29 protein-coding genes are annotated in these 22,418 nt (G+C 66.5%); 24 read left to right on the forward strand and 5 right to left on the reverse strand.

What is annotated here, in order from left to right:
- The first annotated feature begins 5 nt into the window (after positions 1 to 5).
- From N0A20_RS05750 to N0A20_RS05765, 4 genes are all read left to right on the forward strand, one after another.
- Positions 6 to 287 carry a proton-translocating transhydrogenase family protein gene (locus tag N0A20_RS05750; RefSeq protein WP_058808197.1) on the forward strand — a complete coding sequence of 94 codons (282 nt, stop codon included), beginning with the start codon at positions 6 to 8 and terminating at the stop codon, positions 285 to 287.
- A 1-nt stretch (position 288) separates the two neighbouring features.
- Entirely contained in the window at positions 289 to 1,797 is a 1,509-nt protein-coding gene (locus N0A20_RS05755) for an NAD(P)(+) transhydrogenase (Re/Si-specific) subunit beta (RefSeq protein ID WP_260583004.1), read from the forward strand.
- A 188-nt stretch (positions 1,798 to 1,985) separates the two neighbouring features.
- Positions 1,986 to 2,684, forward strand: a complete 699-nt coding sequence (locus N0A20_RS05760; RefSeq protein ID WP_260583005.1) for an aspartate/glutamate racemase family protein — start codon at positions 1,986 to 1,988, stop codon at positions 2,682 to 2,684.
- 174 nt (positions 2,685 to 2,858) lie between these two features.
- Positions 2,859 to 3,119, forward strand: coding sequence for a DUF2147 domain-containing protein (locus tag N0A20_RS05765; RefSeq protein WP_260583006.1), 261 nt, complete (start codon positions 2,859 to 2,861; stop codon positions 3,117 to 3,119).
- A 3-nt stretch (positions 3,120 to 3,122) separates the two neighbouring features.
- Here N0A20_RS05765 and N0A20_RS05770 read toward each other — a convergent pair whose 3' ends face one another.
- Positions 3,123 to 3,536 carry a DUF2147 domain-containing protein gene (locus N0A20_RS05770; protein ID WP_260583007.1) on the reverse strand — a complete coding sequence of 138 codons (414 nt, stop codon included), beginning with the start codon at positions 3,534 to 3,536 and terminating at the stop codon, positions 3,123 to 3,125.
- Positions 3,537 to 3,691: 155 nt separating this feature from the next.
- Between N0A20_RS05770 and N0A20_RS05775 the strand changes: the two genes are divergently transcribed.
- The 9 genes from N0A20_RS05775 to N0A20_RS05815 are packed head-to-tail and all read left to right on the forward strand — an operon-like array spanning position 3,692 to position 11,243.
- Positions 3,692 to 4,870 carry a parallel beta-helix domain-containing protein gene (locus N0A20_RS05775; RefSeq protein WP_260583008.1) on the forward strand — a complete coding sequence of 393 codons (1,179 nt, stop codon included), beginning with the start codon at positions 3,692 to 3,694 and terminating at the stop codon, positions 4,868 to 4,870.
- Positions 4,867 to 5,616 (forward strand): hypothetical protein, encoded by a 750-nt coding sequence (locus N0A20_RS05780; protein ID WP_260583009.1) that lies wholly within the window; start codon positions 4,867 to 4,869, stop codon positions 5,614 to 5,616. Before N0A20_RS05775 ends, N0A20_RS05780 begins: the two co-directional genes overlap by 4 nt.
- Positions 5,528 to 5,914, forward strand: a complete 387-nt coding sequence (locus N0A20_RS05785) for a hypothetical protein (RefSeq protein WP_260583010.1) — start codon at positions 5,528 to 5,530, stop codon at positions 5,912 to 5,914. The genes N0A20_RS05780 and N0A20_RS05785 overlap by 89 nt, the downstream gene beginning before the upstream one ends.
- Positions 5,911 to 6,543, forward strand: coding sequence for a maleylacetoacetate isomerase (gene maiA / locus N0A20_RS05790; RefSeq protein ID WP_260583011.1), 633 nt, complete (start codon positions 5,911 to 5,913; stop codon positions 6,541 to 6,543). Before N0A20_RS05785 ends, maiA begins: the two co-directional genes overlap by 4 nt.
- A complete protein-coding gene (locus N0A20_RS05795; protein ID WP_260583013.1) occupies positions 6,540 to 8,594 on the forward strand; it encodes a TonB-dependent receptor in 2,055 nt (684 codons plus the stop codon). Before maiA ends, N0A20_RS05795 begins: the two co-directional genes overlap by 4 nt.
- A gap of 55 nt (positions 8,595 to 8,649) precedes the next feature.
- On the forward strand, positions 8,650 to 9,096 hold the full coding sequence (locus tag N0A20_RS05800; RefSeq protein ID WP_260583015.1) for a MarR family winged helix-turn-helix transcriptional regulator: 447 nt from the start codon (positions 8,650 to 8,652) through the stop codon (positions 9,094 to 9,096).
- Entirely contained in the window at positions 9,089 to 9,370 is a 282-nt protein-coding gene (locus tag N0A20_RS05805; RefSeq protein ID WP_260583016.1) for an HPr-rel-A system PqqD family peptide chaperone, read from the forward strand. The genes N0A20_RS05800 and N0A20_RS05805 overlap by 8 nt, the downstream gene beginning before the upstream one ends.
- Positions 9,367 to 10,233 carry an HprK-related kinase A gene (locus N0A20_RS05810; protein ID WP_260583017.1) on the forward strand — a complete coding sequence of 289 codons (867 nt, stop codon included), beginning with the start codon at positions 9,367 to 9,369 and terminating at the stop codon, positions 10,231 to 10,233. The genes N0A20_RS05805 and N0A20_RS05810 overlap by 4 nt, the downstream gene beginning before the upstream one ends.
- Positions 10,230 to 11,243: a nucleotidyltransferase family protein gene (locus tag N0A20_RS05815; protein ID WP_260583018.1), complete on the forward strand. Its 1,014-nt coding sequence runs from the start codon at positions 10,230 to 10,232 to the stop codon at positions 11,241 to 11,243. The genes N0A20_RS05810 and N0A20_RS05815 overlap by 4 nt, the downstream gene beginning before the upstream one ends.
- A 140-nt stretch (positions 11,244 to 11,383) precedes the next feature.
- Here the strand turns inward: N0A20_RS05815 and N0A20_RS05820 are convergent, their stop codons facing one another.
- Complete coding sequence (locus tag N0A20_RS05820) at positions 11,384 to 12,052, reverse strand: HAD-IA family hydrolase (protein ID WP_260583019.1); 669 nt, start codon at positions 12,050 to 12,052, stop codon at positions 11,384 to 11,386.
- A 59-nt stretch (positions 12,053 to 12,111) separates the two neighbouring features.
- Here N0A20_RS05820 and glmU point away from each other — a divergent pair, with 59 nt between their 5' ends.
- The 6 genes from glmU (at position 12,112) to N0A20_RS05850 (ending at position 17,387) form a co-directional block, all read left to right on the forward strand.
- Entirely contained in the window at positions 12,112 to 13,464 is a 1,353-nt protein-coding gene (glmU, locus tag N0A20_RS05825; protein ID WP_260583020.1) for a bifunctional UDP-N-acetylglucosamine diphosphorylase/glucosamine-1-phosphate N-acetyltransferase GlmU, read from the forward strand.
- Positions 13,461 to 13,775, forward strand: coding sequence for a hypothetical protein (locus tag N0A20_RS05830; protein WP_260583021.1), 315 nt, complete (start codon positions 13,461 to 13,463; stop codon positions 13,773 to 13,775). The genes glmU and N0A20_RS05830 overlap by 4 nt, the downstream gene beginning before the upstream one ends.
- Before the next feature lie 31 nt (positions 13,776 to 13,806).
- Positions 13,807 to 14,241 carry a ribbon-helix-helix domain-containing protein gene (locus tag N0A20_RS05835; RefSeq protein ID WP_260583022.1) on the forward strand — a complete coding sequence of 145 codons (435 nt, stop codon included), beginning with the start codon at positions 13,807 to 13,809 and terminating at the stop codon, positions 14,239 to 14,241.
- A gap of 112 nt (positions 14,242 to 14,353) precedes the next feature.
- Positions 14,354 to 14,614 (forward strand): PIN domain-containing protein, encoded by a 261-nt coding sequence (locus N0A20_RS05840; RefSeq protein ID WP_312846604.1) that lies wholly within the window; start codon positions 14,354 to 14,356, stop codon positions 14,612 to 14,614.
- Between the two features lie 18 nt (positions 14,615 to 14,632).
- Entirely contained in the window at positions 14,633 to 16,456 is a 1,824-nt protein-coding gene (gene glmS, locus N0A20_RS05845) for a glutamine--fructose-6-phosphate transaminase (isomerizing) (protein WP_260583023.1), read from the forward strand.
- Positions 16,457 to 16,550: 94 nt separating this feature from the next.
- Complete coding sequence (locus N0A20_RS05850) at positions 16,551 to 17,387, forward strand: hypothetical protein (protein WP_260583024.1); 837 nt, start codon at positions 16,551 to 16,553, stop codon at positions 17,385 to 17,387.
- Between the two features lie 30 nt (positions 17,388 to 17,417).
- Here the strand turns inward: N0A20_RS05850 and N0A20_RS05855 are convergent, their stop codons facing one another.
- Positions 17,418 to 17,606: a hypothetical protein gene (locus N0A20_RS05855; protein WP_260583025.1), complete on the reverse strand. Its 189-nt coding sequence runs from the start codon at positions 17,604 to 17,606 to the stop codon at positions 17,418 to 17,420.
- 59 nt (positions 17,607 to 17,665) lie between these two features.
- Here N0A20_RS05855 and N0A20_RS05860 point away from each other — a divergent pair, with 59 nt between their 5' ends.
- From N0A20_RS05860 to N0A20_RS05880, 5 genes are all read left to right on the forward strand, one after another.
- Positions 17,666 to 18,325: an HAD family hydrolase gene (locus tag N0A20_RS05860; protein ID WP_260583026.1), complete on the forward strand. Its 660-nt coding sequence runs from the start codon at positions 17,666 to 17,668 to the stop codon at positions 18,323 to 18,325.
- A 23-nt stretch (positions 18,326 to 18,348) separates the two neighbouring features.
- Positions 18,349 to 18,618 carry a hypothetical protein gene (locus tag N0A20_RS05865; protein ID WP_260583027.1) on the forward strand — a complete coding sequence of 90 codons (270 nt, stop codon included), beginning with the start codon at positions 18,349 to 18,351 and terminating at the stop codon, positions 18,616 to 18,618.
- Positions 18,619 to 18,910: 292 nt separating this feature from the next.
- Positions 18,911 to 19,783: a dienelactone hydrolase family protein gene (locus N0A20_RS05870; RefSeq protein WP_260583028.1), complete on the forward strand. Its 873-nt coding sequence runs from the start codon at positions 18,911 to 18,913 to the stop codon at positions 19,781 to 19,783.
- A 10-nt stretch (positions 19,784 to 19,793) separates the two neighbouring features.
- A complete protein-coding gene (locus N0A20_RS05875) occupies positions 19,794 to 20,030 on the forward strand; it encodes a hypothetical protein (RefSeq protein ID WP_260583029.1) in 237 nt (78 codons plus the stop codon).
- A 14-nt stretch (positions 20,031 to 20,044) separates the two neighbouring features.
- Positions 20,045 to 20,644, forward strand: coding sequence for a hypothetical protein (locus tag N0A20_RS05880; protein WP_260583030.1), 600 nt, complete (start codon positions 20,045 to 20,047; stop codon positions 20,642 to 20,644).
- Positions 20,645 to 20,724: 80 nt separating this feature from the next.
- Here the strand turns inward: N0A20_RS05880 and N0A20_RS05885 are convergent, their stop codons facing one another.
- Both N0A20_RS05885 and N0A20_RS05890 read right to left on the reverse strand, forming a co-directional pair.
- Positions 20,725 to 21,741 carry an aldo/keto reductase gene (locus N0A20_RS05885; protein ID WP_260583031.1) on the reverse strand — a complete coding sequence of 339 codons (1,017 nt, stop codon included), beginning with the start codon at positions 21,739 to 21,741 and terminating at the stop codon, positions 20,725 to 20,727.
- Between the two features lie 49 nt (positions 21,742 to 21,790).
- On the reverse strand, positions 21,791 to 22,381 hold the full coding sequence (locus tag N0A20_RS05890) for a LysE family translocator (protein WP_260583032.1): 591 nt from the start codon (positions 22,379 to 22,381) through the stop codon (positions 21,791 to 21,793).
- Positions 22,382 to 22,418: the final 37 nt, after the last annotated feature.

Here is a 22,418-nt window from a genome sequence, read left to right on the forward strand (position 1 = left end):
TGGCAGTGGACTTCATCAGTATCTTTTCGATTTTCGTCCTGGCGTGTTTCGTCGGCTATTTCGTCGTCTGGTCGGTGACCCCGGCGCTGCACACGCCGCTGATGAGCGTGACCAACGCGATTTCGTCGGTCATCATCGTCGGCGCGCTGATCGCCAGTGCGGCGGCGGGTTCGGCGACGTCGAAATGGCTCGGCCTCGCGGCCGTGGTGATGGCCAGCATCAACATCTTCGGCGGCTTCGCGGTGACGTCGCGCATGCTCGCGATGTACAAGAAGAAGGAGCGCTGAGATGGACGTCCAAGCGATCCTTTCGGCCGCGACCGGCGGCCATGGCGCGGTGAACCCCTGGGCCGCCATCGCCTATCTGGTGTCGGGCATCCTCTTCATCCTCGCGCTGCGCGGGCTGTCGAGCCCGGCGACGGCGCAGAGCGGCAACCGTTTCGGCATGATCGGCATGACGATCGCCGTCGTCACGACGTTGCTGACCCACGCGCCGGGGACAAACACCTCGGCTGCGCACGATGGCTGGGCCTTCACCCTCGACACGATCGGGCTGATCGAAATCCTCGCCGCGATCGGCATCGGTGCGGTGATCGGCATCGTCATGGCGCGGCGCATCGCGATGACCGCAATGCCGCAGCTCGTCGCGGCCTTTCACAGCCTCGTCGGCCTTGCGGCGGTCGCCGTCGCGGCCGCGGCCTATCTGAACCCCGGCGCGTTCGGGATCGCCGATGCGGCGGGACAGATCCACACGGTCAGCCGGATCGAGATGGGCCTCGGCATCGCGATCGGTGCGATCACCTTCTCGGGCTCGGTCATCGCCTTCCTGAAGCTCAACGGCAATATGTCGGGCGCGCCGATCATGCTGCCGGGGCGGCACGTCATCAATCTCGGCACGCTGGCCGCGATCATCGGGCTGACGGCTTATTTCACGCAGGACCAGTCGCCGTGGGTATTCTGGACGATCACCGGGCTCAGCTTCGCGATCGGTTTCCTGCTGATCATCCCGATCGGCGGCGCCGACATGCCGGTCGTCGTGTCGATGCTCAACAGCTATTCGGGCTGGGCCGCGGCGGCGATGGGGTTCACGCTCGGCAACACGGCGATGATCATCACCGGCGCGCTGGTGGGCTCGTCGGGCGCGATCCTGTCGTACATCATGTGCCGCGCGATGAACCGCAGCTTCATCAGCGTGATCGCGGGCGGTTTCGGCGCCGATGCCGAAGCGGGCGCCGGCGGCGGCGCGAAGGAACAGCGCCCGTGGAAGCCCGGCAGCGCCGACGACGCGGCCTTCCTGATGAGCCAGGCCGAAAATGTGATCATCGTTCCCGGTTACGGCATGGCGGTGGCGCAGGCGCAGCACGCGCTGCGCGAAATGGCCGACCAGCTGAAGAAGGAAGGCGTCAACGTCAAATATGCGATTCATCCGGTTGCGGGGCGTATGCCCGGCCATATGAACGTGCTGCTCGCCGAGGCGAACGTCCCCTATGACGAGGTCTTCGAGCTGGAGGACATCAACGGCGAATTCGCGCAGGCCGACGTCGCCTTCGTCATCGGCGCGAACGACGTGACCAATCCGGCGGCGAAGACCGACAAGTCGTCGCCGATCTACGGCATGCCGATCCTCGACGTCGCCAATGCCAAGACGGTGCTGTTCGTGAAGCGGTCGATGGGCGGGGTCGGCTATGCCGGCGTCGACAATGACGTCTTCTACATGGACCAGACGATGATGCTGCTCGGCGATGCGAAAAAGATGGCCGACGACATCGTCAAGGCGCTGAGCGGCAGCGGGCACTGATTTCTGCGCCCGACCACAAGAGCGTAGAGGTCATCGGATAAACCCAAACCGTTCGTGCTGAGCTTGTCGAAGCATCGTTCTTTCTTCTACCACGTTGAAGAACGGCCCCCTTCGACTGACTTGTCAGTCGCTCAGGACAGGCTTCGACAGGCTCAGGGCGAACGGATTTTTATTGTTGTGGAGACCTTATGCGCAAAATCGGCCTGATCGGGGGAATGAGCTGGGCTTCGACCGAAGTCTATTACCGGCAGCTCAACCGCGGCGTGCAGAAGCGCATCGGATCGTCCTGTTCGGCGCCGATCCTGCTCGAAAGCCTGAATTTCTGCGAACTGTCGCGGCTGACCACCCCCGAACAATGGGCCCATGCGAAGGAGGTGCTGACCGCCTCGGCGCAGCGGCTCGAGGCGGCGGGGGCGACGGCATTGATGGTCGCGGCCAATTCGATGCACAAGATCGCGAAGGAGATCGCCGAAGCGGTGTCGATCCCGCTGATCCACATCGTCGACGAGGCGGGCGAGAAACTGAAGGCCGACGGGGTGAAGTCGGCCGCGGTCGTCGGCACCCGCAATGTGATGACCGAGCCCTGGTTTCGCCAGCACCTGGTCCGCTACGGCCTGACGCTCGCTCCCTATGACGCGACGCGCGCCGAGGAAATCGACCGCATCATCTATGACGAGCTGATGCAGGGAAAGGTCAACGAAGCCTCGCGCCGGACGATGAAGACCTTTCTCACCGACATCGCCAAACAGGATGTGCAGGCGATCGTGCTGGCGTGCACCGAGCTGGTGATGCTCGTCGATCCCGACGCCAACGTCCTGCCGATCTACGACACGACGCGCATCCATGCCGAGGCGGGCGTCGACTGGATTTTGGGGGATGCGCCCTAGGAGGGGACCGAGTGATGTCGTTGGGGTTGGCGATCTTGCTGCTTCAGGCTTCGACGGGATTTCCCGCCCCGTTGGACATCGAGGGGCGTTGGCAGATTTCCAGCGAGCAGCCCGTCGTGAAGATCGCGCCATGCGGCGAATATCTTTGTGCCAAGGTCGAGCGATTGAACCGGCTTGGCGCTGGGTGAGGCGAAGGACCGGTTCAATCCCGATCCCAAGCTGCGAGGGCGGCCGCTGTCGGGCGTGCCGATCCTCTTTGACTTGAAGGTCGAAGGCGATTTCTGGCGCGGCAAGGTTTATGCGCCAGCGGCCGGGCATGTCGGTGACACGCTCGTCCAGCGCGACGGCGACCGCTTGAAAGTGGGGCGATGTGTGCCCGCCGAAGAGGGGCCCAAGCTCGTCTGCCTTTGGAACTATTGGGAACGAGCCCGCTGACGATCAGCCCATCTTCGTCCAGGTCACCGTGCGGCAGAAGACCGCGACGCAGCCCTTCATCGTCATCTTGCCGCCCTTGGCCGTCAGATGCGCCTTGTAATAACGGCCGTCCTCGGGGCTGTAGCCCTGGCCCTTCCAGGAATTGCCGTCGGCGGCGAGGTCCCAGTAGATTTGCAGGCCCGACACCTGGCGCGTCCGCTTCGCCTTGTCGGGGTTGCGTTCGTCGCGCTGGCCTCCTGCGGGCTGCTTGATGAGCAATTTATTCACCTTGCCGCACAGCTTGGCGCCGCAGGCATAGATGTCGACGATCGCCTTGCCGTCGTCGGTGGCCCAGCGGCCGATGATCGGCTGCGGTGCCGCCGACGCGGGCACGGCGACGGCGAGCGCGGCGACGGCCGCCACAAAAATTCGACCCACAATAATCTCCCCGGTTCGGGCGGGGCTGCGACCCTGACCCTTTAGCTACATCCATGTCAGCAACATGGCTTGGCATGGGCGCAGTCTTGCACCATGCTCGCAAAAAACAAGGGAGAGTCTGATGCGAGTCCATCATTTCGCCGTGCCGCCGCACGATGGCGCTGGCACTGGCCACCGCGCCAGCGCTGGCCAAGACGATCAGCGTGGTGCCGGGCGGCGCCGATGCCAACGAAAAGCTGCAGGAGGCCTTGATCGTCGCCGAACCGGGCGATGTCGTCGAACTCGGCGCGGGGACCTGGCATCTGACCGACGGGCTGTCGCTCGACGTCGCGGGGGTGACGCTACGCGGAACCGGCATCGGTGACGGCGGCTCGATCCTCGACTTCACCGGGCAGCAGGGCGCGGGCGAGGGGTTGCTCGTGACGTCCGACGATGTGCTGCTCACCAATTTCGCGGTGGTCAACAGCAAGGGCGACGGCATCAAGTCGAAGGGCGCCGACCGCATCGTCTATCACAAGCTGCGCGTCGAATGGACCGCGGGGCCGCAGGCAACCAACGGCGCCTATGGCATCTATCCGGTCGAAAGCAGCGACGTGCTGATCGACAGCGTCTATGTGCGCGGCGCGTCGGACGCCGGCATTTATGTCGGCCAGTCGAAGAATATCGTCGTCCGCGATTCGATCGCCACCGAGAATGTCGCCGGGATCGAGATCGAGAACAGCTATGACGCCGACGTTCACGATAATATCGCGACGAAGAATACCGGCGGCATCCTGGTCTTCGACCTGCCGAGCCTGCCGATGCAGGGCGGGCACAATGTCCGCGTCTTCGACAATGCGGTCGTCGACAACAACACGCCGAATTTCGCGCCCAAGGGCAATATCGTCGCGAGCGTGCCGACCGGCACAGGGGTGCTCGTCATGGCGAACCGCCATGTCGAGATATTCGACAATGGCTTCGACGAGAACGGCACCGCCAATGTGATGATCGTCGGCTATCGCTACGAGCATAAGGACGCGCAATATCAGCCGCTGCCGCGCCAGATCGTCGTGCGCGACAACAGCCATGGCAAGGCGGGCTATGCCCCGGCCTTCGAGGGCGGGGCCGAGATCGCCGCGGCGCTGGGCGGGGCGATCCCGCCGGTGCTGTGGGACGGTGCGGGCGAGGAGGTGGTGGTGCTCGATCCGGTCGGGGTGCTGTCGCTGAACCTGCCCGACGTCGCGACGCCGCGGAGCGAGGCGAAGCCGTCGCCCGCCGACCTGTCGAAGGGCACGCCGCCCGCGGCATTGCCGGGGATCACGCTGCCCGAGGCGATGGAGGCGAAGATCCAGTGAAGCGCCTTATCGCTGCGCTGGCCGCGGCGCTGCTGTGTGCGAGCGTCGGTTCGGCGGTCGTGGTGCCGGTGCCCGAACCCGACCAGTCGGTGATCGAGGGCGGCAGCCTGCCGCCCAAATTGTCGGCGTTCCGGCTCTTCTGGCCGGACTCGTCGCAGCCGCTCGAATCGCTGACGCCCTATACGCTGCGTACTGCGCTTTTCTCGGATTATACCGATAAGCACCGGATGTTCTGGATTCCGAAAGGCCGAAAAGCTTCGGTTGCCGCCGATGGCAGCATCGCTTTCCCCGTGGGTAGCATCATCGTCAAAAGCTTTGGCTGGCCCGATGTCAACGGCGGGCGCCCGGTCGAAACCCGCCTGTTGATCCATCGCGCCGAAGGCTGGGTCGCGCTGCCCTATATCTGGGACGCCGACGGCAAGGATGCGACGCTGGCGCTCGGCGGGCGAAGGGTGCCGGTGACTTTCATGAGTCCGGATGGCGAGACGCACGAGATCCGCTATGCGGTGCCGAACAAGAACCAGTGCAAGGAATGCCACAGCCTGTCGGGGGAGATCGCGCCGATCGGCCCCAAGGCGCGGAATTTTGTGTTGCCGAGCGGGCGCGACCGATTATTGGCGCGGCATCACCTTCGACAAGCCCGCGGCGCTGAAGCCGGTGCTGCCCCAGTGGGACGACCCCCAATCGGGCAGCGTCGGCGAGCGCGCCCGCGCCTATCTCGACGTCAATTGCGCCCATTGCCATAATCCGGCGGGCAGTGCGTCGAACAGCGGGCTGTTCCTGCGCTGGACCGACGATCCCAAGGGGGTCAATTACGGCATCGGCAAGCGACCGACCGCGGCCGGGCGCGGCAGCGGCGGCATGGATTTCGCGATTGCGCCGGGCGACCCCGATCACAGCTATATGATCTACCGCCTCGAAAGCACCGACCCCGGCATCGCGATGCCCGAAGTCGGGCGCTCGACGGTGCACAAGGAGGGCGCGGCGCTGCTGCGGCAATGGATTGCACAGATGCCCAAGGACGGGCAGAAACCCGCATCATGACCTCTCTCGTCCTCCACGATTATTTCCGCTCCTCGGCGAGCTTTCGCGTGCGCATCGCGCTCAATCTCAAAGGGCTCGATTATGAGCGCGTCGAGGTCAGCCTGATCGCGGGCGAGCAGCGCAGCGACGCCTTTCTGGAACTCAACGCGCAGGGCTTCGTGCCGCTGCTGATCGCCGATGGCGAGACGATCATCCAGAGCATGGCGATCATCGACTGGCTTGATCGTGCCTATCCCGAACCGCGCCTGATCCCCGACGAAGCCATGCCGCGCGCGGTCGCGCTGGCGCAGGCGCAGGTGGTGGCGAGCGACATTCACCCGCTCAACAACCTCCGCGTGCTCAAATATCTGACCAGGGACCTCGGCCTCAACGAGCAGACCAAGGACCGCTGGATCGCGACCTGGATCGCGCAGGGGTTCGAGGCGCTCGAAGCGATGGCGGGCGACGGGCGCTATCTCGGCGGCGACGCGCCGGGCATCGCCGACTGCTGCCTGGTGCCGCAGATGTACAATGCGCGGCGCTTCGAGGTGCCGCTGGAGGGCTATCCGCGGCTGGTCGCGATCGACGCGGCGTGCATGGAATTGGGCGCGTTCCAGCGCGCGCATCCCGACGCGGTCAAGCCGGCGTGATCCGGCTGCTGACGGGCGCCGCGCTGCTGGCGATGCCGGCGGCGGCGATGGCGCAGGATGAGGGCGCCCCGCAGGCCGACGAAGAGATTTGCTGCATCAACTGGGTGCGCTTGCCGCCGCAGGTGATCGTCGTGAACGGCAGCGGCGCGCTCCGCCCGTCCGACAGCGACAAGGTGGCGGCGTCCAGCCTGTTGTCCGACCTCGATCCCGGGCTCGGCACCCGCATCGAAAACCGGTTACGCGACGAGGCGGGCATCGTCCAGTTCCGCCGGTCCGACGGCCGTTCGGCCCATCCTACGAGTCAGGGCGTGACGCTGCGCGGGCTCGGCGGCAATGCGTCGAGCCGCGCGCTGGTGACGCTCGACGGGGTGCCTCAGGCCGACCCCTTCGGCGGCTGGGTCGCGTGGAGCGCTTATGACGCGATCCATCTGGGCGGCATCGTGGTGACGCGCGGCGGCGGCAGCGGCGCCGACGGCCCCGGCGCGCTCGCGGGAACGATCGGCCTTCATTCGACGATGACCGACGGCGCGACCGCCAGCCTAGCCTATGGTAGCCGTGACGGCTGGGATGCATCGGCGAGCCTCGGCGGCAAGCTGGGCAGCGGGCAGGTCGCCATCGACGGCCGCTACAGTCGCGGCGACGGCTTCGTGCCGGTGGCCGAGGGCCAGCGCGACCTCGTCGACCGCGCGGCGCCCTACGAGCAGGGGGGACTCGGCCTGCGGCTGCGGTTCGATGCGGGCGCGGACAGCCGGATCGAGGCGAGCCTGCGCGGCTTTGTCGACCGCCGAGACCGCGGCACCGACTTCACGACCAGCAAGACCGACGGCGTCGACGCCAGCCTGCGCTTCGTTCACGAACCCTATGGCGAGACGCAATGGCTCGCGCTCGCCTATGTGCAGGTCCGCGATTTCGACAGCGGCTTCGCCAGCGTCGCGGCGGGACGGAACAGCGTCGTCCCGGCGCTGTTCCAGCGGGTGCCCGCGACGGGGCTCGGCGCGCGCTTCGAATTGCGGCCCGCCGTCGGCGGAGGCAACACATTGCGCATCGGGACCGATTGGCGCCGCACCACGGGGCGCACCGAGGAGGATTTCTTCTTCACCGGCGTGATCCCCGGCCGCCACCGCATCGCGGGCGGCAGCAGCGATACGGTGGGCGCCTTCGCCGAATGGACGTCGGGCGATGCCGGCGACGGCTTTTTGTGGACGCTGAGCGGACGCCTCGACCGCTGGTGGCTGGGCGAGGGGTACCGGCTCGAACGCAATATCGGCGGCAGCACCATCACCAGCCTGCGCTTCGCGGCGCGGCAGGGCTGGGAGGGCAGCGGGCGTGCCGGCGTGCGCTGGACGTCGGACGCATGGTCGATCCGCGCGGCGGGCTATCGCGGCTGGCGCCTGCCGACGCTGAACGAGCTTTACCGCCCGTTCCGCGTGGGCGCCGACGTGACCAACGCGAACGAGATGCTCGAACCCGAGCGGCTGTGGGGCGGCGAGGTCGGGATCGATTGGGACAAGGGATCGACGAAATTGTCGGCGACCCTGTTCGCCAATCGCCTGTCGAACGCCATCGCCAATGTGACGCTCGCGCCGAATTTGAGCCAGCGGCAGAATCTGGGCGCGATCGACAGCAAGGGGATCGAGATCGGCGCCGAGCAGGTCGTTGGCCCGGCAACGCTGCGTGCGACCTACGCCTTCACCGACGCCGAGGTCGATGCCTCGGGGCAAGCCGCGACGCTCGACGGCCGCCGCCCCGCGCAGATCGCGAAGCATGGCGGCAGCCTCTCGCTCCGCAGCAACGGCCGCGGGCCCGTCGGCGGCTTCGCGACGCTGCGCTATATCGGCAAGCAGAATGAGGACGATCTCGGCGCGCTGGTGCTGGGCGACGCGCTCACGCTCGACGCCGGGCTGTCGTGGCGCGTCTCGGGCGGGTTCAGCATCGAGGCGCGCGGCGAAAATCTGTTCGATGAGTTGGTCCCCGCGGCGATTTCCTCCACCGGGATCGTCGAACGCGCCAGCCCGCGCACCCTGTGGGTCGGCGCGCGCGTCTCATTCTAGGAAAATCGCGCAACTGCGCCCTTCACAGCCGGGCAATAGTCGATAAGAACGGGCCATGGCCGCCAAGAAACTGAACCTCGACAATTTCCTGCCCTACCGCCTGTCGATCGCGTCGAACGCGCTGTCGGAGCGGATCGCCGCCGAATATCAGAACCGCTTCGGGCTCAAGATCCCCGAATGGCGGCTGATGGCGGTGCTGGGCGAGGGCAAGCCCAAGACCCAGCGCGAACTGGTCGAGGCGACGCGCATGGACAAGGTAACGGTCAACCGCGCGGCAAAGGCGCTCCACGACCGCCAGCTGATCGCGCGCCAGGCGCATGAGGCCGACGGGCGTTCGCACCACCTCGACCTGACCGCCACCGGGCGTGAACTCTACGACGCCATCGTGCCCGCCGCGCTCGCCAGCGAAGCGCGGCTCGAATCGAACATCACCGCCGCCGAGCGCGCGACCCTGCTCGCCATCCTCGCCAAGCTGACCGCCGCCGCCGAAGATTATGGCTGACCCCTTTTATCGCGCGGCGGAGGAGGGCGCGCTGCGTGTCGAGCCGCTCGGCGACCTCACCGCGATTTTCGACCGGCGTTCGATGCAGACGCATCTGGTGACGCAGCCCATGCCCGAAATTCTGGCGGCGCTGGCGGCCGGGCCATGCGACGCCGCGACGCTCGCCGCCCGCCTTGCCGACCGCTTCGACCTCGACGGCGAGGGCGATGCCGCGGCGATCCTGTCCGAACGGCTCGACGAACTGGCGGCGATGGGGCTAGTGGAGCGCGCGTGAGGCATCGAACCCGCATCGAGGTCGGCCCGGTCCAGTTTCGCATCGGCAGCGACTGGGCGGCACCGATCGCGGCGCTGGACCGCCTCTATGCCGGCTACCCGCGGGACAGGGATCGCCCCGCCGACGCGACGGTGCGGCTGTTCGCGGCGCGGCCTTGGCGGCGCTGGCTGCGCCCCTCGGTGCATATCGGCGGCGATTATATCGTCCCCGACGCGCTGCCGCTGCCGCTGTCGATGGGGCTGCTCGCCGCCGAAATGGGGATGAATTTGCAGGTCGCATTGGGCTGGCGGCGGCACCTGCTGTTCCATGCCAGCGCGGTCGCGAAGGATGGCCGCGCGGTCATCGTGTCGGGCGAATCCGGGTCGGGCAAATCGACCCTCGCGGCGCTGCTCGGCGAGGGCGGCTGGCGGCTGATGGGCGACGAGTTCACGCTGGTCGATCCGGGGAGCGGGGACGCGCTGGCCTTTCCGCGTGCGGTCAGCCTGAAGAACGAGGCGATCGCCGAAGTCGCGGCGCGCGTCGGCCCGGAACGGCTCGGCCCGCTCCTCGCCGGGACGCCCAAGGGCGATATCCGCCACCTGATCCCGCGCGCCGACGCGATCGCTGCGATGCACGAACCGGTGCGTCCCGCGCTGCTGCTTTTCCCGCGCTTCGGCGGCGCTCCCGCGATCGAGCGGCTTGGCGAAGGCGAGGCGTTCGTGCGGCTGACCGAAGCCTCGACTAACTATGTCACGCTGGGCGAAGCGGGTTTTGCCGCATTGTCCCGCTTCGTGCGCGAGACGCCGGCCTTCACCATATCCTATCCCGACAGCGCGAGGGGCATGGCGATCGTCGAGCAGCTTTGGGCCGAGGCGGTGCGATGAGCGCGGTCGAGACGCTGGTCGATCTGCTCGCGGGCCGCCGCCCCGCCGCCGATCTGGCGCCGCGCGAATGGGACGGCGTGATCGGCGTCGCGCGTGCCGAGGTGCTGCTCGGTACGCTGGCGCACCGGGTGGAGGATGGCGAGGTGCCCGGTCCGGTGGCGTGGCTCTTCGCCGACTGCCGTGCCGCCGCCGCCGTTGCGACGAAGCAGGCCTTGTGGGAAGCCGAAATGGCGCGCCGCGCGCTGGCGCCGCACGGCGTCGAATTCGTGCTGCTCAAGGGCACGGCCTATGCCGCGGCCGGTCTCGCCTGCGCGGCGGGACGGCAGATCGGCGACCTCGACATCCTCGTCCCCTGGCATGACCTCGGGCGCGCCGAAAATGCGCTGCTGGTCGCGGGGTGGGAATGGGTGAAGGAAGACGCCTATGACGACGCCTATTACCGCCGGCACATGCACGAGTTGCCGCCGCTGATCCACAAGGCCCGCGACCGGATGATCGACGTGCATCACACGATCCTGCCGCGGACGCACCGGGTGACTCCCGACGCGCTGGCGCTGGTCAGCGATGCCGTGCGGACCGCCGGCGGGTTCGCGGTCCTGTGCCCCACCGATATGGCGTGCCATTGCGCGGCGCATCTGATCGCCGATGGCGATTTGCAGGGGGGCTTGCGCAACCTCTGGGATTTCCATGCGCTGACGGGCGAATTCGCCGCGCTCGACCGCGGCTTCTGGGGCAAGCTCGACGAGCGGGCGGAGATGCACGGGCTGGAGCGGGCGGTCCACCGCGCGGCGCGGCTGGCGCGCGACCTCTACGGCACCCGGCTGCCGTCGGGATGGAACAGCCACCCGCCGGGCGACGGGCGCTACCAGCGCCGCCTGCTCGCGCGTGACGATTGGGGCCGCGCGACCGATCCGTTGCTGCAACAGGCTTTCTACATCCGCTCGCACTGGCTGCGCATGCCGCCGACGATGCTGGCGCGGCATTTGTGGACCAAGTGGCGGAAGGGCTAGGCTGCATCGACATTCAGAAGATGGCGAGCTGAAAATGGTGGTTTTCGGTGACCCGGAGCGCAGCGCACTCCATGTGCGTGAGCACCGGAAGCGCGGAAAGCCGCCATTTGCAGGCCGCCAGGACTGAATGTCGATACAGCCTAAAGCGTTTCGAGAAGCGGGACCAGCTCGTCATAATGACCGATGACATGGTCGGCACCGAACTCTGCGGACGGGCGGTCGAGGAAGCCGAAGCCGACAAGGATGCTGGTTACTCCGGCGCGGTTGGCGGCGGTCACATCGTAAATGCTGTCCCCGACAAAGGCCGCGCGCCCGCCGCCGCAGCGGGCGATCATTTCGAGCACCGGGGCGGGGGAGGGCTTGGCGTTGCCCGGCCCCAGCGTGTCGCCGCCGATGATCGTTGCCATACGGTCGGCGAGGCCGAGTTCGCCGAGCAGGATATGAGCCAGCTTCTCGCTCTTGTTGGTCACCACCGCGGTCTTCACGCCCAGCGTGTCGAGCCGGTCGAGCGCGTCGATCAGGCTCGGGAAGGGGCGGCTGTGAACCGCGATATTCGCTTCATAATGGCGGAGGAATTCGCGAAACAGCCGCTCGAAATCGCCGCCGGGCACGCCGCCGGTCGCGAGCAGCCCCTGTTCGAGCATGTGACGTCCGCCGAGCCCGATCATCGGCCGCACCTGTTCAACGTCGAGTGGCGCGCGCGCGGCGAGGCTCAGGGCGTGGTTCACGCCGGCGGTCAGATCGCCGGCGGTATCGACCAGGGTACCGTCGAGATCGAAGCCGACGATAGCAAAGGGGAAATCTCTCATCGGCCCCGCATGGCGCGACGGTCTGGAAACCGCAACGATTTGCTGGCATGGCGGCGCGCATGAGCAATCCGATCGCCGCCGTCATCCTTGCCGCGGGCAAGGGCACCCGCATGAAGTCCGACCTGCACAAGGTGCTGCATCCGATCGCGGGCCGGCCGATGCTGCTGCACCTGATGGCCAGTGTCGACGCGCTGAACCCCGCGAAGAAGGTCGTGATTGTCGGCGACAAGGCCGATCAGATCGAAGCCGCATTGGCGGGCAGCGCCGACCTTGCGGTGCAGGAACCGCAGCTCGGCACCGGCCACGCGGTGCAGCAGACCGAGGCGGCGCTCGCCGGCTTCGACGGCGATGTGCTGATCCTCTACGGCGACGTGCCCTTTGTCCCCACGTCGACGATGCAGGCGATGATCGACCGGCTGAACGCCCCGGACGCGCCCGCGGTCGTGGTGCTCGCCTTCGAGCCCGCCGATGCGCAGCAATACGGCCGCGTCATTACCGAGGGCGACTATGTGACCAGGATGGTCGAGCACAAGGATGCGACGCCCGAGGAGCGCGCGGTGACGCTGTGCAATTCGGGGCTGATGGCGGCGAAGTCGGCCGATCTGTTCGCGCTGCTCGCACGCGTCACCGACGACAATGCGGCCGGGGAGTTCTACCTCGTCGATATCGTCAATATCGCCAACGCCGACGGGCGGCATTGCGCGGTCGTCGTCACCGACCCCTATGACGTTGCGGGCATCAACAGCCGCGGCGAACTCGCCGCGATGGAAGGCGAGTGGCAGGCGCGCCGCCGGGCGCAGGCGATGGTGGACGGCGCCAGCCTGATCGCCCCCGAGACCGTCTGGTTCGCCTGGGATACGCAGCTCGGCCGCGACGTCCTGATCGAGCCCAATGTCTTCTTCGGCCCCGGCGTGACGGTGGCGGACGGCGTGAAGATCCGCGCCAACAGCCATATCGAGGGCGCGACGATCGGCGCGGGCTGCGAGGTCGGCCCCTTCGCGCGGCTGCGCCCCGGTGCGGTGCTCGAGGAAAAGGCCAAGGTCGGCAATTTCGTCGAGATGAAGAAGGCGGTGCTGGGCAAGGGCGCCAAGGCGAACCATCTGACCTATCTCGGCGACGCGATCGTCGGCGCGGGCGCGAATATAGGCGCGGGCACGATCACCTGCAATTATGACGGCTATTTCAAATATCAGACGGTGATCGGCGAGAACGCCTTCATCGGCAGCAACAGCGCGCTGATCGCCCCCGTCACCATCGGCCGCGACGCGATCGTCGCCGCGGGCAGCGCGGTGGCGCGCGACGTCGGCGACGGCGACCTGCGCATGGTCCGCGCCGAGCAGCTCGTGAAGCCCGGCTGGGCCGACCGCTTCCACGACACGATGCGCAAGAAGAAGGCGGCGGAAAAGAAATGACCGACCGTTATACCGGAAAGCCCTTCCTGCGCTTCGTCGATGCCTATGTGCTGAAGGCGATCGGGCATCTCGATGAGGCGACCGACGCCTATTGCACGGCGATGGTGCCGAGCCTCGAAAAGAGCTTCGGGATCAAGGGCACATGGCCGCAGATCGTCGCGAAGCAGATGAAATTCGCGCCCGATCTTCCGGCGCAGATCCTGAAAATCTGGACCGACGGCAAGGCACGGTTCGAGGCCGGCAATGGCGAAGCGCCCGATCCGGTGCAATTTGCGATGTACTTTGTGGATCGGAATTTCGGCAGGCCTTGACATGATATCATGATATGATATCAATATATCAATGACGCGCATTCTTGCCGACCTGCCCGACGAGGACATCAAGTGGCTCGACCAGCTCGCGGCCGAGCAGGGCAAGTCGCGTGCCGCAGTGCTGCGCGACGCGGTATCGGCCTATCGTCCTCAGGCGCCGTTGGATTGGATCGAGGCGGGATTCGGAGCATGGAAGGACCGCACGGATATCGGCGACGCTGTCGAATGGCAGCGGCGGGAACGGGCGGGGTCTACGCGACCTTGGGATCCAGATTACCCCGAAGTGCGGGCCGAATTTCCCGATCTCTTCGACGAGCGGGATGATCGCGAGCATGAGATTCACAAAGCGTGGATGGCCGAGTATGGAATGAAATTGGGTGAAGGCTATCCCGGGCTGGAAAAGGCTCTTGAGCTGTTCTCCGATGGCGATCCGAAAGTGAAGCCGAAGAAGCGCCAGAAAAAGTGAGCGGCTTCGCTTTCGACAGCAATATCATAATCGACCTGCTCAGGGGTTTCCTCAAGCACGTGCGGAACTGGAGCGCGCGGCGCAAAGAGGCCGTGTCTGGATCAGCCGCGCCGTGTGGATCGAAGTCATGTCCAAGGGCGAAGGCGATGGCCTTCGGCGCGTCGAAACGCTTTTGTTGGGGTTCGGCGTGGACGAAATCGATGCCGAAATCAGTGAGCGCGCCGCAGCGTTGAGGCGGGAAAGGCCGCGATTGAAGGCGATGGACGCCATCATATTGGCAACCGCGCTCACCCGTGGCCGCGTTCTTGTGACACGAAATGCCAAGGATTTCCCGGCAGCGATGCCGGGCATTCGCGTTCCCTACAGCTTCTAGGACGAAAGCCAGACCCACATGTGCGGAATCATCGGAATTGTCGGCAAGGATCAGGTCGCGGACCGGCTGGTCGATGGCCTCAGGCGCATGGAATATCGCGGCTATGATTCGGCGGGCGTGTGCACCGTCGAGGGTGGCCAGCTCGTCCGCCGCCGCGCCGAGGGCAAGCTCAACAATCTGGTGAAGGAGCTGGCGGGCAACCCCGCGCCCGGCCTCGTCGGCATCGCACACACGCGCTGGGCGACCCACGGCGCGCCGACGACGAGCAACGCGCACCCGCACGCGACGGGTGAGGTGGCGCTGGTCCACAATGGCATCATCGAGAATTTCAAGCCGCTGCGCGAAGCATTGCAGGCGCGCGGGCGCAGCTTCGAGAGCGAGACCGATACCGAGGTCGTCGCGCACCTCGTCAGCGAACAGGTCGAGGCGGGCAAGTCGCCGCAGGAGGCGGTGCAGGCGGTGCTGCCGCAACTGCGCGGCGCCTTCGCGCTCGCCATCGCTTTTCGCCGGCACCCCGACCTGCTGATCGGCGCGCGGCTCGGTTCGCCGCTCGTCGTCGGCTACGGCGAAGGCGAGACCTATCTCGGCTCGGACGCGCTCGCGCTCGCGCCGCTGACGCAGAAGATCGCCTATCTCGACGAGGGCGACTGGGTCGTCATCACCCGCGACGGCGCGCAAATCTACGATAGCGCGAACAACCCCGTCACGCGCGAGATCACGACCAGCGGCGTCACCGCGGCGGCGGTCGAGAAGGGCAATTACCGCCACTTCATGCAGAAGGAGATTTTCGAGCAGCCGACCGTGGTCGCGCAGACGCTCTCCTCCTACATCCGCCCGCTCGAACAGACGGTCGCGCTGCCGCAGATGGATTTCGACCTCAGCAAGATCGACCGCATCACCATCGTCGCGTGCGGCACCAGCTTCTACGCCGGCATGGTCGCCAAATATTGGTTCGAGACCTTCGCGCGCGTGCCGGTCGATATCGATGTCGCGTCGGAGTTCCGCTACCGCGACCCGGTGCTCCAGCCCGGCGGGCTCGCGCTCTTCATCTCGCAATCGGGCGAGACCGCCGATACGCTCGCGGCGCTGCGCCACTGCAAGGCGAATGGGCAGACGATCGCGGTGGTGGTCAACGTGCCGACGAGCAGCATGGCGCGCGAGGCCGACCTGCTGCTGCCGACCCACGCGGGGCCGGAGATCGGCGTCGCCTCGACCAAGGCCTTCACCTGCCAGCTCGCGGTGCTCGCCGCGCTCGCCGCGCATCTCGCGCTCAGGAAGGGCAAGCTCAGCGCCGAGGAAGAACGCGACATCGTCCGCCACCTGATCGAGGCGCCCGCCGCGCTCAACGCCGCGCTGAGCCATGACGAGGAGATCGCGGCGATGGCGCATCTCGTCGCCCCGGCGCGCGACGTGCTCTATCTCGGCCGCGGCCCCGACTATCCGCTCGCGCTCGAAGGCGCGCTCAAGCTCAAGGAAATCAGCTACATCCACGCCGAAGGCTATGCCTCGGGCGAGATGAAGCACGGGCCGATCGCGCTGATCGACGAGGCGGTCCCGGTGATCGTCCTCGCGCCAAGCGGGCCCTTGTTCGAAAAAACCGTCAGCAACATGCAGGAGGTCATGGCGCGCGGCGGCAAGATCGTCCTGATCAGCGACGCCGAGGGCCTCGCCGAAGCCGGCGACGGCTGCATGGCGACGATCGAGATGCCCAAGGTCCACCCGCTGATCGCACCGCTGGTGTACGCGGTGCCGGTGCAACTGCTCGCCTATCATGTGGCGGTGGCGAAGGGGACCGACGTCGATCAGCCGCGCAATCTGGCGAAGTCGGTGACGGTGGAGTAGAGCCTGGCAAAAGATATATTGACTTCACAATCACTTCCGCCGCCGTTATCCCGGTACGATCGGCGAGGAACGGGGAGAACTGGCGATGCGGTGGATGGGCATTTTGACCGCGGCGATGGCGACCGCGGCGATGGCGACCGCGGCGATGGCGACCGCGGCGGCGGCCGCCCCGCCTCCGGCCGCGGGCAAGCTGCCGATCGAAAAGGGCGTCTGGATCGACGCCGGGGACGTGTGCAGCACGGCCACCTTCGTCACGGTTTACGACGGGGTCGGCTATGGTTCGATAGGGTTCGACGGCGCCGGTCCGACCGGCGGGCTGCAGACGATCCTGCGGACGGCGGCCGGAAAGAATGGTTACACCAACGCCTGGTTCGACGACAACACGTCGGTCGATGGCGACCTGTCGGTAAAATCGCTCGGCCCGGGCAGCTTCATGACCCGCTTTGTTAGCTATGGCAGCGGATATATCGGCGGCCGGGTCGAGGTGAGCGAAAGCCGGTTCAAGAAATGCGACTTCGCCGTTCTGCCCGCCAGGACGCAGGAACTGGTACGCCAGCGCGCGCCGCTGGCGGCGCCGACGGTCGCGCCGGAGGCGGCGCAACCCGCCGCGCTTCCAGCGCCGGTCGCGCCCTTCAACATTCGGCCGGGACATTATGTGCCGGTCGCGGCTCCATGCTCCAGTGCGAGCGAGATGATCTTCTATTTCGACGGCCGACGCTATGGCTGGATCGATCTTGACCCCTTCAATCCCAACGCGATGGACCCGGTGAGCGGTTTGAAAAAGCGGGGCGCGGTCTGGGATACCGGCTTTGGCGCCACCATCCGCGTCGATGGGGTCGAACGCGTGTTCGCCTCGGACGACATCGCCGGCGACGAAAGCCTGCGCTGGTGTCCCGCCAGCCAGGTTCGGTCGTCGGCGCGTGTCCGGTGATCGCTTGATCGCACCGCGTTCGTTCGCGGCTTAACCCGCGCCGTTGGCCTGCTCCAGGATCGCTGCCGCGATGTCCTCCATCCTGCCGGCGACCAGCAACGGTGCGCCGCCGACCATGCCGACTTGCGTCTGGCCGTTTTCATGGTCGCGGAGCCAGGCGACATTTTCGGCGATCACCAGATAATTGCCGCCGCGCGATTTCAGGGAAATGAATTTCATGATGCCGTCTCCTGTCCCCGCAAGGCTTGGGCGCCAAATATGAAGATAGTGAGTTTCGCATGACTTTCGCCGCGATCATCTTCGACTTCGACGGCGTGATCGCCGACAGCGAGGTGCGCGCGAACCTGTCGCTGGCCGAGAGCCTGACCGCGGCCGGCATGCCGACGACCTATGACGAGAGCTTGCGCGACTATTACGGCCATAATTGGCAGGAGACGCAGCGGCGGATCGAGGCGCGTTTCGGGCGGTCGCTGCCCGCCGATTTTCGCGAGCGGCATCGGACACGGGCGCGGGCGCGTTTCATGGAGGGGTTCGATGCGGTGCCAGGCGCAGCCGCTTTTCTCGATACGCTCGGCACCATGCCGCGCGCCATCGCTTCGTCGAGCCGCGCGGACTATATCGGCTGGGCGCTCGGCCTGTTCGGGCTCGGCCATCATTTCGGCGAGCATGTGTACAGCGCCGACGGCTGGGATCGCGGCAAGCCGCACCCGGACATCTATCTCGCCGCCGCGAAGGGGCTGGGCGTCGATCCGGCCTCGTGCCTCGCCATCGAGGATTCGCCGACCGGCGCCCGCGCGGCGCTGGCGGCGGGGATGACCGTCATCGGCTTCTGCGGCGCCGGGCATATCATCGACCGCGCCGCGCATGGCGACATGCTGCGCGCGGTCGGGGTGCATCGGCTTGCAATGGCTTTCGAAGAGATTAGCATCGCCGCCTGACCATTTGTCGAGGGGAAGGCGCGATGTGGACGATCCTGTGGCCGTTGATGCTGTTCGGCGCGGTCGTCGTGTGGCCGGTGTGGCTGTGGCGGCGAATGAAGGAGGTACAACGGATCGCGCGCGACGCGCTCGACGACGCGCCGGAGCGCGATGGCTCGCGCTGGGAAGAGGCGGCCGTCGGCGGCGACGGGCTAAGCTATGGCAAGGCGCATAACTTCGATCCGGTGCTGGACAAGGCGTCGCGCGACCTGTCGGCCCCCGACATCTTCAAGGATCTGGAGGGGCGCCGCTGATTCCATCCCGACCGGAAAAACCGCTGTCCTAAAAAAGGTCGCCGCATTAGCGTCTACGCCATGGACGCCCTTCGATCGCATTTCCCGCATCGTTTCCGTATAAAGTTGCCTAGTTTTCAGCCGCTTTTCGCGCGAACCCTTTTTGCCGTTCCCCGGCGAAAGCCGGGGTCCAGGGACGAATGGCGCGCCGTAACTGCTGGACCCCGGCTTTCGCCGGGGAACGGCAGCTGACGATGTGAATTCAGTGTAAAGTTACGCAGTTTTCCGTCACTTCCCCCCAAGGAGAGATGCCATGTGCAGCGAAGATACCGAAGCTGACCTCGACCGAGCCGGTCTGCCCGTCGGGCGGCGCAGCTTTGCCGCGCTCGCGGGTGCCGGCGCGCTGCTGGCGGCGCTGCCCGCGCGGGCGATCGCGGGCAGGGTGCTGACCCGGCGCGATGTCGCGATCACGACCGCCGACGGCACCGCCGACGCCTATTTCGTCGCGCCCGCCGAGGGTGCGCATCCGGGCGTGCTGGTGTGGCCCGACATCCGCGGGCTGCGCCCCGCCTTCCGCCAGATGGCCGACCGGCTGGCGGGCGAGGGCTATGCGGTGCTGACCGTGAATCCCTTCTATCGCTGGCAGAAATCGCCGGTCGTCGATGCGGCGAACGACTGGAGCGATCCCGAGATACAGAAGAAGCTGTTCGGTTATCTGAAGCAGCTCGACAGGACGCTCGTCACCACCGATGCGGCCGCGTATCTCGCCTTCCTCGACGCGCAGAAGGAGGTCGATGCCAAGCGGCGGATCGGGACCACCGGCTATTGCATGGGCGGTGCGATGACCATCTATACGGCGGCGCTGAATCCCAATCGTGTCGGCGCGGCGGCGAGCTTTCATGGCGGCGGCGTCGCCACCGACGCGCCCGACAGCCCGCACCTGCTGATCGGCGACACCAATGCCGGCTATTTGTTCGCGATCGCCGACAATGACGATCAGAAGGATCCCGAGGAGAAGAACCGGCTGAACGACGCACTCGCACCCTCGCCGCACTGGCACGAGGTCGAGGTCTACAAGGGCGCGATGCACGGCTGGTGCCCGCCCGACGGCCGCGCCTATGACGAGGCGGCGGCGGAAAAGGCGTGGGGCCGGATGCTCGAACTGTTCAAGGCCGAACTGGCCTGAGCGCGGGCATATGACCGGCCTGTTCCTCCTCGTTGCAACTGGCACCTTTGTGTTGATATTCGCCGTGCCACGCCTTTCCAGGCGGGTGCATCGGCGAACGATCGACGTCGCTCCGGCCGGTTCGGGTACGCCGGACTATTCGGATATTGTCGGCGACGACAAGGGGTTTCGCTTGGAAAAGCCTCATGGTGTCATTCATGACGCCATTCCCCACGACAAGGCGGGGCCTCCGCCGTCCGTCGGCTGAATGCCTCTGCGCATATGGAGGTCCATTTCATCCGGTCGGGCGCGCGCCGCTATTCGATGCGCATCGAGCGGGCGGGGCTCCCCACGCTCGTCATGGACCCGGCGCCGGGGTTCGACGCCGACGTGCCACACGACATGGTGCATTTCGTCGTCGAGGCGGTGCTGGGGCTGAAGGGCGGGGTGTTCGGGCAGATCGCGGCGGGCGGAACCGCGGGGTCTTTCCATGTCGAGGCGGCGTCCGGCAAGGCCGATGCACGCGAACAGCGGCGGACGGTGCGCAAACAGGTCGCCAAGGGAAAGAAGCTGATCGAGGGACAGGGGCGCGAAGGCGAGTTGTCCGAATTGGCCGCCTTCCTGCTCGACATCGGCTGGCGCAGTGCGAACCGGCCCGACGGCGCCGAACGGCGCGCCGCGCTGGGCGAGGCCGCGCGCGTCAGGCGGACGCTGAGCGATGGGGAGCAAGCGGCGATCGACGCGGCGCGACCGGCGGTGTTCGCGGCCTTTGACGCGTTGGCCGCGCAATGGCGCGCGCTGCGGGTGGGCGAGGCGCTGGTGCTGGAATGGCCGACGTTGCGGCGGATCAGCGATGCTGCTTCCCGAACCCGTTCGCCCTGAGCTTGTCGAAGGGCCGTTCTTTCTTAAAGGAAAGGACGGTGCTTCGACAAGCTCAGCACGAACGGAAGTAGGCAGGTGGGTCACCCCATCGGGTAGAGAATATCCCGGCTCACCTGGTGCAGCGCGGTCATCACCTCGTCGCTCAGCACCAGCTCCTTCGCCGCGAGGATCGGATCGACCTGGTCATAGGCGCTGACCCCGACGATCGTCGAGGCGACGAAATCATGCTGCTTCGACCAGGCGGTCGCCATCGTCACCGGGTGCAGCCCGGCCTCTTCGGCGATGGCGAGATAGCGTTCGGTCGCGGCGAGGCTCCGGTCGTTGACGAAGCGGCGCCCCATCGCGGCCTGGCGCCCCGGCATCTGCAGGTAGCGCGAGAAGCGCGCGCCCTCCGGCGTCGCGCCGCCCTGATATTTGCCCGACAGCACCCCGCCCGCGAGCGGCGAATAAGGGATCAGGCTGACGCCTTCCTGCCGGCATACCTGTTTCAGCTCGTCCTCGAAACGGCGGTTGTTGAGGCTGAAATTATTCTGGATCGTGTGATAGCGGGCGACGCCCAGCCGCTCCGACGCCGCGAGCGACTTCATCAGCCCCCAGCTCGTCTCGTTCGAGCAGCCGAGGATGCGCACCTTGCCGACGCGGACGAGCTCGTCGAGCGCGTCCATCATCTCGTCATAGGGGGCGTCATGGTCGGGCCAATGCGTCTGGTAGAGGTCGACATAATCGGTCTGCAGCCGCGTCAGGCTGTCGTCGATGGCCTGGAAGATGTTCTTGCGGTCGAGCGCGGTCATGCCGCCCCGGCACGGCGATTTGAACCAGACATGGCTCGGCCCCGACACCTTGGTCGCGAGGATGATCGCGTCGCGCGGCTTGGTCTTCAGCCAGCGCCCGACGATCTCCTCGGTGCGGCCGACCCATTTGGTATCGGGCGGCACCGGATAGCCCTCGGCGGTGTCGTAGAAATTGATGCCCTCGTCGAAGCAGCGGTCGAGGACGCGCAACGCTTCGGCCTCGTCGGTCTGGCTGCCGAAGGTCATCGTTCCCATGCAGATATCGGACACATGGATGGCGCTCTTGCCGAGACGGCGGCTTTGCATGTTTCATTTCTCCGGTCGCGAGGGGAGGGGCGCGCCGGTGCATAGGCGATCAGATCAGAAGCGCAAGCGATCCGACGAGCAGCGCCGCCATCGTCCAGTTGAAGGCCTTCAGCCGCGCCGGGCTCGACAGCCAGCCGCGCAGCACCTGTCCCATCACCGCCCACAGGCTGGTCGAGGGCAGGTTGATGATCCCGAAGATCAAGGCGACGAGCAGCACCGCCGCGAAATTGCGGTCGGGCGCGTAGAGCGCGATCGCGGAGAGCGCCATCGTCCACGCCTTCGGATTGACCCATTGGAAGAGTACGGCCTGGAAGAAGCTCATCGGCTTGCCGCGCGCGGTGCCGCCGGTATCGGGAGCGGCGGCGTTGGCGATCTTCCACGCGAGCCAGAGGAGATAGGCGACGCTCACCACCTTGAGGATGCTGTTCAGGACCGGGAACAGATCGAACAGCCCCATCAGCCCGACGCCGACGAGGACGATCATCAGCGTAAAGCCGATGCCGACCCCCAGCGCGTGCGGCACGGTGCGGCGCAGGCCGAAATTGGCGCCCGATGCCATCAGCATCATGTTGTTCGGTCCCGGCGTGATAGACGAGACAAGCGCGAAGGCGGAGAGCGCGGCGAGAGTGGTCTGTTCCATACAGCGCAATATAATGCGTTTCGATCCGCGGCGGATT

The sequence above is a fragment of the Sphingopyxis sp. PET50 genome, from assembly GCF_025244705.1.
GTDB lineage: Bacteria > Pseudomonadota > Alphaproteobacteria > Sphingomonadales > Sphingomonadaceae > Sphingopyxis.